General features: G+C 52.7%; 5 protein-coding genes. 1 reads left to right on the top strand and 4 read right to left on the bottom strand.

The window, feature by feature from the left end; all coding sequences use genetic code 11:
* Positions 1–31: 31 nt before the first annotated feature.
* From HW115_RS01145 to HW115_RS19665, 4 genes are all read right to left on the bottom strand, one after another.
* Positions 32–5,053, bottom strand: coding sequence for a glycoside hydrolase family 3 C-terminal domain-containing protein (locus tag HW115_RS01145; RefSeq protein WP_178930743.1), 5,022 nt, complete (start codon positions 5,051–5,053; stop codon positions 32–34).
* A 120-nt stretch (positions 5,054–5,173) separates the two neighbouring features.
* Positions 5,174–6,637: a sulfatase family protein gene (locus HW115_RS01140; protein ID WP_178930742.1), complete on the bottom strand. Its 1,464-nt coding sequence runs from the start codon at positions 6,635–6,637 to the stop codon at positions 5,174–5,176.
* A gap of 33 nt (positions 6,638–6,670) precedes the next feature.
* A complete protein-coding gene (locus HW115_RS01135; protein ID WP_178930741.1) occupies positions 6,671–10,846 on the bottom strand; it encodes a glycoside hydrolase family 2 TIM barrel-domain containing protein in 4,176 nt (1,391 codons plus the stop codon).
* A gap of 114 nt (positions 10,847–10,960) precedes the next feature.
* A complete protein-coding gene (locus HW115_RS19665; RefSeq protein WP_227021204.1) occupies positions 10,961–11,734 on the bottom strand; it encodes a PEP-CTERM sorting domain-containing protein in 774 nt (257 codons plus the stop codon).
* Between the two features lie 443 nt (positions 11,735–12,177).
* Between HW115_RS19665 and HW115_RS19910 the strand changes: the two genes are divergently transcribed.
* Complete coding sequence (locus HW115_RS19910; protein ID WP_178930740.1) at positions 12,178–12,666, top strand: PEP-CTERM sorting domain-containing protein; 489 nt, start codon at positions 12,178–12,180, stop codon at positions 12,664–12,666.
* Positions 12,667–12,694: the final 28 nt, after the last annotated feature.

The raw sequence follows: 12,694 nt of genomic DNA, 5'->3' as shown, positions 1-12,694 counted from the left end.
GCCTTTAGGGCGATTGAGCAGGAGATTATTTTTAATATTTAAAGGTGCGCGTTTGCTTGATGTTGCGCGAGGAAGTGCCGATCTCGATGCGGTAGGTTCCACGGGTGGCTTTCCAGTCGCGAGTTGCTATGTCCCAGTAGGAGAAATCGCGTTCTGTGAGCTGCATTTCGACGGTTTTGGTTTCGCCCGGTTGCAGGAACACTTTGCCGAAATCTTTCAACTCGCGCACTGGGCGCTCGACTTCGCCTTTTGGCGGCGCAACGTAAAGCTGAACGACTTCCGCTCCGGCGACTTTGCCGGTGTTGGTTACAGAAGCTTTCACTATCACGTTTCCTTGTTCGCGGGAGAGGTTCGGTTTCTCGACCTTGAAGGTGGTGTAGCTCAGTCCGTGTCCGAACGGGAATTGTGGCTCGATGTTTTTGGCATCAAACCAGCGATAGCCCACGAAGACACCCTCTTTGTATTTCATGTACTTGTCATTGTAATCATCCAGTGCATGTGCGGGAGAATCGGACAGTTTTTTCGGGATGGTAAACGTCAGTTTTCCAGACGGATTCACTTTGCCGAAGAGTACGTTGGCGATGGCGTTGCCGCCTTCCTGCCCGCTGAAGTAATACTGAACCAATGCCTTGGCCTGGTCGATCCATGGCATAGCGACTGGCGATCCGCTGAGGTTGACGATGACCATATCGGGTCGAGCTTTCAGCACCGTGGCAATCGCCTGATCGTCATGCTTGTGCAGATCCATGCTTTTACGGTCACATCCTTCACTCTCAATCACGGGGGTGACATAAATGTGGTTGTTTCCGGTGAAGTAGATGACGGCGTCGGCATTTGCTGCTTCGGTGGCTAGGGCACTGAAATCGCGCACGGCATCTTGGATCATGCCGAACTCACAAATCGCGGCTCCGGCAAATTCGAGGTACTCCACGCGCAGCTCATATTCCTTGTTTTTATCCAGATAGATGGCGCCTTTGACGATACGCCGTCCGCCAGCTTTCCAGTTCTCAGCCACGAGTTTATTGTTCACGAAAATGCGGACGCCGTCGTCGATCGCTGCGCCGAGGAGATACTCGCCGCTCTGGTTCGGACTGATGGTTGCGGTCCAGCGAATCGACATATTCTTGCGCCGCACGCCTTCTGGAACCGGTGTTTTGTCTTTGTTGAACTGGATATTTTTGTCGTAACCGACGTGAACGGGTGCTCCTGAGAGCTCCGTATTGTTGAAATATTCAACCTTGAAGGCGGGCTGTCCCAGTCCGGTCCGATTGGCCGTCGGGTCCAGTGTGCGGATCCAGGTTTCCGGGATCTGCTTGACCTGATCTTCCGCGCCTTGGACATTGCGGAATTTGACCTCAACGCCATCGCCGAGCAGATTCTTAATTCCTTCCAGCGGGCTGATTTCATATTTCGGTCGTGCCCGCGCGCTTCCGCCCCCTGAGCAGTGTTTGTGAATCGCGTTGTCGCCGAGGACCAGCACGGTTTTCATCGCATCGGGATTTAACGGCAGAATATGGTTCTCGTTCTTGAGCAGCGTGACTGATTCTTCGGCCACTTTAAGGGCGATAGCCGTATGCCCCGGCGTTTCATAGATACCCGGTTCACGATCGGTGTGGTTGCCGATAAATTTGGTTTTCGCCATGACATAGAGAACACGACGCGCTTTGTCGTCGACGACCGATTCCGGAACCGTTCCATTTTTAACGGCGTCGAGTAGTGGCTGTTTAAAGAAGCGGATGCCCGCTCCCGCAGCCATTTCAAGATCCGTACCGCCGAGCGCCCCTGCGACCGTCCCGTGCACGCCGCCCCAGTCGGTGACAACGAGCCCCTTGAAGCCCCATTCTTTTTTCAAAATCTGGTTGTTGAGGTAGTCGCTGTGACTGCAATATTCGCCATTCACCTTGTTAAACCCGCTCATCATCGCTAGCGCGCCACCTTCTTTAACGGCGGCTTCGAAGGCGGGAAGATAAATTTCGCGCAAGGTTCGTTCGTCGAGATCCACATCAACACCCATGCGGCCCCATTCTGAATTGTTGCCGACATAGTGTTTGACCGTAGCGGCTACATTTTCTGCCTGAATACCTTTTACATACGGAACCACCATTTTGGCGGAATGCGCCGGATCTTCGCCGAAGTATTCCCAGTTCCGCCCGCAGAGCGGAGTGCGGTGAATATTTGCGCCCGGCCCCAACTGCATGCTTTTCCCTCGGAACCGTCCCTCTCGACCGAGTGCGCCCGCAAGTCGGTGGGCCAGGTCACGATCCCACGTCGCACCCAGTGCGGACATGGATGGGAACGCCGTTGCCGTCTGCTTGTTCCCCACCGGAGTTCCGCGAAAACTGTTGCGTTCGATGTCCGTGGCCACGGTGCTGGAGTTATCGCTCATGGTGAATTCGTGCGTGATGCCGACACGCGGAATATTGGTGACCGTAAAGGTGCCGCTACCGTGGGTCAGCGATACTTTTTCTTCCAGTGTCAGCTGTTTGAGAATCTGGTTAGCCAAATCCATGGCGTCTTTATCGGACACTTCAGCGGTCGTCGTTTTTCCGGCGGACAGCGTTGCGCGGTGTTTGATGTCGCGTGACGATGTGCCGATTTCAATTTGATAAGCGCCGGGAACCACGTTCCAGTGGCTGCGCTCCATGTCCCAGTAGGCCAGATCCTGCCATTCAATCTGCATGGTTACGGCTTGGGTTTCGCCCGGCTGGAGGAACACTTTCCCGAAATCTTTCAGCTCGCGAATGGGGCGTTCGATATCGCTTTTCGGTGCGGCGATGTAGAGCTGAACCACTTCTGCGCCAGCCACTTTGCCGGTGTTGGTCACATTAACTTTAACCGTGACCGGCGCGCCTTCTTTGATCGACGATTTGGATAGTTGTGGTTTGCCGACTTTAAAGGTGGTGTAGCTCAGGCCGTGCCCGAACGGGAAGAGTGGATCAATCTTTTTGGCATCGTACCAACGGTAGCCCACGAAGACGCCTTCTTTATATTCCACCGCTTTGTCGTTGTAGTCGTTCAGTGCGTGCGCCGGTGAGTCGGACAGTTTTTTCGGCATGGTGAAGGTGAGTTTGCCGGACGGATTGACGTTGCCGAACAACACATTGGCGATGGCGTTGCCGCCTTCCTGTCCGCTGAAATAGTACTGCACCAGCGTGGCAGCCTGATCAATCCAAGGCATTTCCACTGCCGCACCGCTCAGGTTGACAATGACGGTTTCCGGCTTTGCCTTTAGTACTTCCTCAATAGCCTGATTGTCGCACTTCAGCAGGTTCATAGTTTTACGGTCTACAGCCTCCGTTTCGACATTCTTAGAGCCGTAGTGCTGGTTGCCGGTGAAGTAGATGACCGCATCGGCTGCCGCGGCTTCTTTCGCTAGCTGAGTGAAGTCGTACACAGCCTCTTCGATCATGCCGAACTCGCAAACGGCCGCGCCGGTATATTCAAGATATTCGACGCGCAGGTCGTACTCTTTGCCTTTTTCCAGACGAATGCTTTCGCCTTTGAGTAGACGCGTTCCGCCTGCCTGCCATTTTTGCACAATCGGCTGATTGTTGATAAAGATGCGAACCCCGTCATCGACCATTGCGCCAAAGGTGTAGTCGCCACTCTGTACCGGGCTGATTTTTGCCGTCCAGCGCACGGAAATATTATCTTTTCTGACCCCTTGTGGGAACGATGCTTTACCGCCTTTGAGGTTGATCTCTTTGTCGTAGCGGACATGCACCGGCGTTCCTGCCAGATTGGTGTTGTTGAAGTATTCAGCTTTGAATGCTGGCTGACCCAGACCTATGCGTTTTGAATTCGGATCCAGTGTTTTGATCCATACGTCAGGAATCTGTGCGATGTTGCCGTCGCTGTCTTTTACATTACGGAACTGTACATCCACTCCGCTTCCGACCCGATTTTTGATTCCTTCCAGCGGGCTGACTTCATATTTTGGGTTGGCCGTCGCGCTTCCGCCGCCCGGGCAGTGTTTGCGGATGGCGTTGTCGCCGATTACCAGCAGGTTTTTAATCGCATCGCTCTTTAACGGCAGAACGTTCTTGTCGTTTTTCAGCAGGGTGACGGCCTGTTCGGCAACGACGCGAGCCAGTTCGGTGTGTTCCGGGGTTTCCAACGCACCTTTTTCGCGGGTGCCGTCATTTCCGATAAACTGTGTTTTCGCCATGACATAGAGGATGCGCTTCACTTTGTCGTCGAGGATTTCTTCAGGAACCGAGCCGTTTTTGACTGCATCGAGCAGCGGTTGTTTGAAGTGGCGAATATTCGCGCCCATGCTCATTTCGATATCGGTGCCGCCCAGCGCGCCTCCCAGCGTGTCGGTCAATCCACCCCAGTCAGATACAACGAGCCCTTTGAATCCCCATTCGCCCTTGAGGATTTTGTTGTTCAGGTAGTCGCTGTGGCTGGCTTTTTCGCCGCGGAACTTATTGTAGCCGTTCATGATGGCGAGCGAGCCGCCTTCACAAATAGCCGCTTTAAACGCCGGCAGATAAATCTCGCGCAGGGTGCGTTCGTCCGGATCGGAGCTACAGGAGTGACGTGCCAGCTCCTGGTTGTTCGCTACAAAGTGCTTAACCGTACTCGCGACGCCATTTTTCTGAACAGCTTTCACATACGGCACAACCAATTTGGCTGCGTGTGCCGGATCTTCCCCGAAATATTCCCAGTTCCGTCCGCAGACGGGCGTGCGGTGGATGTTTACGCCCGGCCCAAGCTGCATATCCATACCACGGGCACGCGCCTCCTTGCCCAGTGCATCGCCAAATTGATAGACCAGCTCGCGATCCCACGTTGCCCCCAGTGCGGACAGGGAGGGGAAGGCGGTTGCGGTTTCATTCCCGTTTTTCCAGCTGAGACGCTCCACATCCGGGCGGACCGTGCTGGAGTTGTCGCTCATCTTAAACTCTTTCGTAATGCCGACGCGCGGGATAGCGCCTAGGGTAAACGTTCCGCTACCATGACAGAGCCGGATTTTGTCTTTGAGCGTAAGCTGTGCCAGGATAGAATCCGCCAACTGCTCTGCTTTTTCGTCGCTGATCGTATCGGCCACGTTGTTGTCCATTGCCTGTGAACAGGTCACTAGCGTTGTCGCCAAGATGAAACATCCTATTTTTTTTATAAGCATAGAATAAAGTTATTTTGTTTTGTTGCTGCTCACCATTGGTCGGTTTTACTGGGGCACTTTGTATTCTTTAATCAGTGCGGTGAGCTTTTTTTTCATTGTTTGCATTACTGCTTTGTACTCGGGATTATTATACTCGTTTTTCATTTCGCGCGGGTCGCGCTCCAAATCGTACAGCTCCCACTCCTCGGCGTTCGGTACATCCTGCCCGTAGAAGCGGATTAGTTTATAACGTTGGGTCGCTACGCCCTCGTGACGGCGGACGCTATGGCAGCCGGGATATTCGTAATAGTGGTAATAGAGGCTGTCACGCCAGTCGGCAGGAGTATTGCCTTTGAGCAGGGGGACGATGCTCTCGCCCTGCATATCGGCGGGCGCCCCGATGCCGGCGAGGTCAAGGAAGGTCTCGGCAAAGTCGATATTCTGAACCAGATCGGTGTTGACGGATCCGGGCTGAATGACGTCCGGCCATTTGGCCAGCAGCGGGGTGCGGAACGATTCCTCGTACATAAAGCGTTTATCGAACCAGCCGTGTTCGCCCAGATAGAAGCCCTGGTCCGCCGAGTACATGACGACGGTGTTTTTATCCAGTCCGCTCTCCTTCAGGTAATCTAATAACCGTCCTACATTTTCATCAACCCCTGCAATACAGGCGAGATAATCGCGCATGTAGGCTTGGTATTTGGCACGTACCAGCTCTTTGCCGATCAGTCCGGATTCAAGCAGTTCCTTTTTTCGATACGCCCAACGGTCTACCTTAAAGTCATGACCCATCGTCATAGTTTTCGCAATAGACAGATCCTGTTTGCGCGCTGCGGTACCACGGCCTTTGTAGTCATCAAAAAGAGTGTCCGGCTCAGGGAAACTCATGGTCTCAAATTTCTTACGGAACCGTTCGGCAGGGATCCAGTTGCGATGCGGCGCTTTGTAGTGAACCATCGCCATGAACGGCTTCGTTTCATCACGGCCGGTTTTAAGCCATTGGAGCGCCCGATCGGTGATCACATCGGTCGAGTGGCCTTCGTATGTTTTTTTGCCCGATTCAGAGATGAATATCGGATTCTCATAGCGTCCCTGACCCGGTAGCACTTCCCAGTAATCAAACCCCTGCATCTTGCCGTGCAGGTGGATTTTACCGATCATCGCCGTCTGATATCCGTTCTGACGGAGAATTTTCTGGAATTGCTGCTGATCATGGTTGAACGGACCGAGGTTATCAATTTTTCCGTTCAAGTGGCTGTGCTTGCCCGTCAGCAGCGTGGCGCGACTAGGGGCGCAGATGGAGTTGCCCACGTAGCACTTGTCGAAGCGCATCCCTTCGCGGGCGATGGAATCGAGGTTAGGCGTCAGGTTGGACGACTGAAGTCGTCCGCCGTAGGCCCCGATCGCCTGAAATGCGTGGTCGTCGGAAAAGAGCCACAGAATATTCGGGCGACTATCGCTGGTAAAAGCCGTGTTCACCCCAATCAAAAGCAGGCCCAAGCATGCAATATGCTTTTTAGTTGAGCTCATACGCGCTTATATCTTTCATCATTTCTTTCCTTTTTAATCTGTCGTTTTAATGAACATGAGTTCTCGAATGCTGGCCCAATAGTGTCCGGGGAGTTTGGTTATTCTGACTCGGTAGAAACGTTTCTTGGCATCGAAGTGATGCTTGGAGTCTTTTGAAGTCGCATCACCCTCTGCCAATTTCTGCCATGCGTTGCCATCATCGGAACCTTCAATGACATAGCCGTATTTTTGATTTTGTTGCTCCCATTGGATCTCTACGCCTGAGACCGCAGTTGGGATCTTATAATCAACGCAAAGCCAATTCCTGGCCTCACCATTTGCGGCGCACCAGCGTGTGTTATGGTCGCCGTCAAATGCGTTTTTGGTTGGATTCTTGTCCTCCGCGCTTGAGGCGCTGTAATCCGGAATCTCTACGGTGACTGCTGGTGTCGGCGTTGGGACGGCTGCTTTCGGGGAGAGTGGCTTCATGGGCTCGATACTGAATCCAAACGAGAGTGAACGATCGCTCAGTCGGTATTGATCCATCGGTCGCGGTCCGCAACTACTGTTGCCGAGGCCCATGTGTGCCGCGTCGATATAGACGAAGGTTCGACCGGTTTCCGGCAGATCGTCGGAGTAGTCGGCCTGATGAAGCTCGATATCCGTGTAGGGGATGGCTTTCATGTTGAGTGGCTCGCCGAGGGAGCGGATTTTTATGCCGTTGCCGGATGCATTGGCTAGCTCAGCCCAGCGCACATCGGTGCGGTTACCGTTCTCCTGAGGCTTCACATAGGCTTCGCCCATCTCATCGACTGGCAGGGAATATACGCCAACAAAAGCACTGCGATTACGGTCGCGGTAGTTTTCGAAGGGGCCGCGACCGAACCAACTCCACTGATCGAGCGAATCGTTTGCCTGGAAGGTCAGGCCAATGCGTGGCATATTCTCGATGCCTTTTACTTTCTCGTATTTAGCCGCGCATTCAATGTGCCCGTTGGCATGCACCGTCCATGTCAGGTGGAAGATCTGCGGGTTATCCCGCCAATGTTGCGGACGGGAAACCACGCTGGCGCTTACCTCAACTTGGCCCGTGCTGATCTTTTTGTAGCGGAAATCTTTTGCTTCCACGCTCAAGTGGTCGAATCCAGCCCAGTCCCACTCGTTATAAATCCAGTTGTCGTTATCGAGTCGGGAGCGGTAGAAGTTTGGCTTAAGTTCTGAAGTTAAGACCGCTTCCCCGTTATAGTTAAGCAGCTTCGGCATGCCGGTGCTCTTTCTGAATTCAACGGCAAAGCCCGGCGCGACCAAGCGCAGTGTCGCCGGAGTATCGGTTGCCAATAGTTCAGCTTGGCTGGACTGTGTCTTTGATTCGGTCGCAACCTTCCACGGCAGGGCGAATTGCTGGCTGGCGATGACATGGCCCTTGTCTGCCCATGCAGTATCGTGGCCGAGCTGGAAACTGACATTGAGGTGATACTCGCAGCCCGCTTGAAGCGTTGGCTGCTTGAGCGGAATGTTGAGCTGCCCCTGAGTGAGTGGGGCGATGTCGATGCCAGCAAGCCCCCCTCTATCGACCGTAACGCCGTCCTGTAAAATCTCCCAGGAGATCGGGAATTCCTTGAGGTTGGTGAAGGCAAATTCATTCGTCACGTTCAGTGTGCCTTGTTCCAGCTGCTTCGGCGAAAGCAGGATGGAGCGGTAAACATACTTTACCTCCTGAAGTTTGGCCGTGAACTGGCGATCCGGAGTGGTGATACCGTTGACGGAGAAGTTCCCGTGTGCCGGATGCCCGCCGAACAGGTCGCCCCAGCCCCAGTAATCGTCAGCCTCGGTGCCGAAGTCGGCGAGGTGTGAGAAGGTCGCCCTCTTGTCGCCGGGGCGTTTGCGAGCGCGGAAGGCTTGATCCACCCAGTCCCAAATACAGCCACCGATCAGGCGTTCATTCGCCCGAATCTGCTCCCAATACTCCTCGAGGTTACCGACGGAGTTACCCATGGCGTGAGCGTATTCACAGTAGAAGTAAGGCTTGTTTGTGTCTTTGCTCAGCACCTGATTTTGGATGTAGTCGATGCTTGGATACATTTTGCTGTCGATGTCAGCGACTTCATTTTGCCCCTCATAATGGATCAAACGGCTTGGGTCGAGCGGCCGCATCGCTTTGGCCATGGCCTCGATGTTCACGCCGTTACCGGACTCATTGCCAAGCGACCAGAAGATGACCGACACGTGATTTTTGTCACGCTCGAGCATGGAGACGCCACGGTCCACATAGGCGGGCGCCCAGCTTGGTATTTTCGATAGGTCTAGATAGCCGTGGCATTCCTGATTGGCTTCGTCCATGACGTAAAGACCATACTGGTCACACAGCTCATAGAAGTAGGGATCATTCGGATAATGAGCTGTGCGAACCATATTTACGTTTGCCTGCTTCATGAGCAGGACATCCTGCAACATGCGCTCGCGGCTCATAGTGCGGCCGAAATCGGGATCGATATCGTGCCGGTTGACTCCCTTAAACAGGATGGGTTGGCCATTGATCAGGACTTGTTTACCGCTGACTTCGATACTTCGGAAACCAGTCTTTGTCGTCAGGAACTCGGTTGCTTGTCCGCGCTGACCTTCCAGTTTGAGCACGAGTTGGTAGAGATTGGGCTCTTCAGCCGACCAAAGCAGGGGGTTCGTTACGCTCAGTGCCAGGTCTGCCTGCGTGTCGTCTTCAGTTGCGATGCTTAGCCAGTCGCTACTTGCTTGGGCGACGCGTTGACCGTTTGCGTCCAGTAGCATTGCGGAGACTCTGCGTATCGCAGTGCTTCCCGTGGCGTTATCTAGTTTGACCGTGACGTCGAGCGTGCCGTTGGTGAAGTTGTCGCTGAGTTGCGGCACGGCCGAAAAATCGCGAATGCGCACCATCGGCTCGGCTTTCAAATAAACGTCGCGGTAGATGCCGCTGAGATGCCAGAAGTCCTGTGCCTCGATCATGCTGGCATCGCTCCAGCGGAAAACTTCAACTGCCAGGCGGTTTTCGCCGCGTCGGAGACGTTTGGTGATGTCAAACTCGGCAGGCGTCATGCTGCCCTCGCTGTAGCCCAGCTTTTCACCGTTCAACCAGACATTCATGGCACTTTGCACACCGGCGAAATGGAGCATAATCCTCTGATCCTTCCAGTCGGACGGAATGTTGAACAGACGGACATAAGAACCCACAGGGCTGCTTGCTGTCGCGGCAAACCAATCTTTACCCACATGACGAACATATTTTTTAAGCGGCTCAGGAGTGGAAATCCAGGGGAACACCTTATAATCAAAAGGGTACATGGCATTGGTATAAATGGCCTTGCCATACCCATACATCTGCCAGTTCGACGGCACCGGGAGCTTGTGCCAACCGGAAACATCCGCTGAATCACGGTAGAAGTCCATCGGGCGTTTTTCCACAGTTGGAGACCAATAAAAACTCCAGTCCCCGTTCAAATAACACACACGATCGGAGTTCAGGTAATCATTTTTAATGGCGGCATCCTTGCCGGAGTATGGGTAAAAAGTGGCACGGGCAGGCTCCTTGTTCCGGCCAAAAACCAGCTCGTTTTCCCAATCGTTACGCGGCGCGTCTTTTAAAAATGAAAATTCATTTTCCGGACGCTTGCCGCCGTAAGTGATCGTTGGCTTGATCCAGTTGGCATGTGCCTGGTGTTTCGGGTTTCTACCACTGAGCAGCAGCTGCACTTCCTTGGCCCCTTTAAGATCAATGGACAGAGTTTTGGCGGGCTCCCCCTTCTTCATTTCGCCACTGGACCATACCTCTTTGCCATCCACATTCACATGGAAGATGACATTGGCGTTTTTTGACTCGTCATCAACTCCGCAAAGCGCAGAAAAGCGCTTTGACTGACCATCCAGAACAAAGGGAATCACGCTATCCGGAGTAACACTCACGCCCTTATCATAGACTTTACCGGCAACCGACAACTTGCTGCCCCAGCGCCTGACCGGGCGGTTTTTGTATGGCTTGCCATGAGCTTGCAATGCACGCGGCAGCACTTCGTTTTGCAACTCCATGATATAATTGCCATCCTTGTCTTTGCGGTCGGCAACACGCTGCTCTGCATCCACAGCCCCCTTTTTTAAAATATCCAAGCTGGCATTTGAACCATCATTGACATCGGCGCACAAGGAACCAAAAGTAAATAATAAAATCTTACCTGCGAGGCAAGGTAAACGGTTTAAGTTCATTGCTATGTTTACTGGAAAATTAGCGGCAATGGTTAGGCCACTTTGATAAAAAACGACCAGCCCTGGTTCAGAGTCTGGTCGTTTGAAATAGGAAAAAGACTGGCCTTCGTCCACCTACTTGCGACGGCGAAGAATGAGAGCCAGACCTCCAAGTCCAAGTAGCGCAGTGGATGAAGGTTCTGGAATCGCAGACACCGACACGTTATCAACCAGCGCTTGGTTGCTGGGATCAATACCTCCTGGATTGACGGCAGCAAGCTCCAGCCACAGCGTTTGACCAGCAACACCGGAGGTGCCCGTATTCAGATTCAAATTCGATAAAGTCACAGTTTCCGGGACAGTGCCACCAGAACTAAAGATCGAGTCGTCGATCGTGACGGTGTCCAGCAGTGTTGCGCCCAACCCCGACAGCGACGATCCATCCGCACCAGTCACATTGCCCGACCAGAGATTCACATTCACAGTAGTGAAAGGAAGATTATCACGAATACCAAGGTCTAGGGACACATAAACGTCGAAATTAGCTTCATTGGTACCAATAGCTTGATAAAAAGCACCGGGAGAGCTCGCAGGGGTCTGCGCTATTGTGGAAACGTTAAGTAAACCCCATACCTCACCATTCGCACTGTCCGGGATGGTTGCATTGCCAACATCCCACTGTAGAGCATCCCCCTTGGTGGTACCGTTTTTCTCAAACCAATCGCTAGCAGATTGGGTAAAATTAGCAATGCCTGAGCCAACAGTCGAACCGAGATCGGTTTCAAAATCACCATTGGTAATCGGGGTGACAGACAAAGCGGCACCAGCAAGGCTTGAAGAGGCAAGAATTGCAGCAGCAACGCATTGACTGATGCAAACCGGCTTATTTTTCATGTTCATTTTCATCATATTATCTTTTGATTTAATGTGTTTTGGGACCGAAAAGTGAATGAACGTCCGGTCGATATGTTACTGATAACATGCAATCCCACCCAATCAAGAAAAAAATACAAAAATGATTAATGCTGTTTATTATCAGAACCTTCCTAAGCGAAAAACCTCGATTTATAAGACTTTCATCGTCATTTTGAATGCTTATCAAAACCTACTCATCCCCATATCACTGAACAACAATGTGACTCTTATTCTGAATAGAAGCCAATGGCTTTCAAATTCAATGTAATACGAATACCCCTGCTCATTCCAACGAGTAATATCCTCCATACACTGCTGCAGGTCTCACAGTAGGTGGAGACCAGGCGGCAATCATCACAAACGGAACCCTGAATAGCGAACCTTCGCATTATGCCAACCAAAGCGGAACTCTGGAATACTACTTGGATGGAGCCAACGTGAAGGTCAATTTCGAGGGCGACATCATCACGGCTACTGGTGTCAACACGTGGCCCTGGGCAACGGTGAGCAGAGGTTTTACGTACAGCACAAGCGGTGGTGACACTGGCGAAGGCGGTGCCTTTATTCAAAATAGTGGTTTCAATAAAAAGCCGCGTTCCGTGGCTCAGTTTGGTGCTGGCCTGTTCGACGTGGTCGATGGTGATGCATCCAACGCACTGACGATCAACGGCGGCACATTAGATCTTGATCTTGGATACACAGCAGCCGACGGAGACAGCTTCTTGATCTTCGAAAACTGGACCATTGCTGGCGGCGAATTCGATGCCATCAACATCACTGGCACAGCTCTCGATGAGGGGCTCGAGTTTGATACATCCAAGCTCTACACCACAGGAACGCTCGGCGTGATCGCCATCCCTGAACCAAGCTCGGCAATGCTGCTCGCGCTCGGCGGACTAACGCTCACCCTGCGCCGAAGGAAGTAAGCCGATCAACCTTACCCTTTCATGGTTT

This window comes from Oceaniferula marina (genome assembly GCF_013391475.1).
In the GTDB taxonomy this organism is placed as follows: Bacteria; Verrucomicrobiota; Verrucomicrobiia; order Verrucomicrobiales; family Akkermansiaceae; genus Oceaniferula; species Oceaniferula marina.
Note: the sequence above shows the minus strand (reverse complement) of the source record. Positions and strands in the feature narration are given on the sequence as shown.

What these genes read in the sequence shown, in the direction of transcription:
- HW115_RS01140 (WP_178930742.1), bottom strand. Translation starts at nt 6,637, where the DNA reads ATGAGCTCAACTAAAAAGCATATTGCATGCTTGGGCCTGCTTTTGATT.
- HW115_RS01135 (WP_178930741.1), bottom strand. Translation starts at nt 10,846, where the DNA reads ATGAACTTAAACCGTTTACCTTGCCTCGCAGGTAAGATTTTATTATTT.
- HW115_RS19665 (WP_227021204.1), bottom strand. Translation starts at nt 11,734, where the DNA reads ATGATGAAAATGAACATGAAAAATAAGCCGGTTTGCATCAGTCAATGC.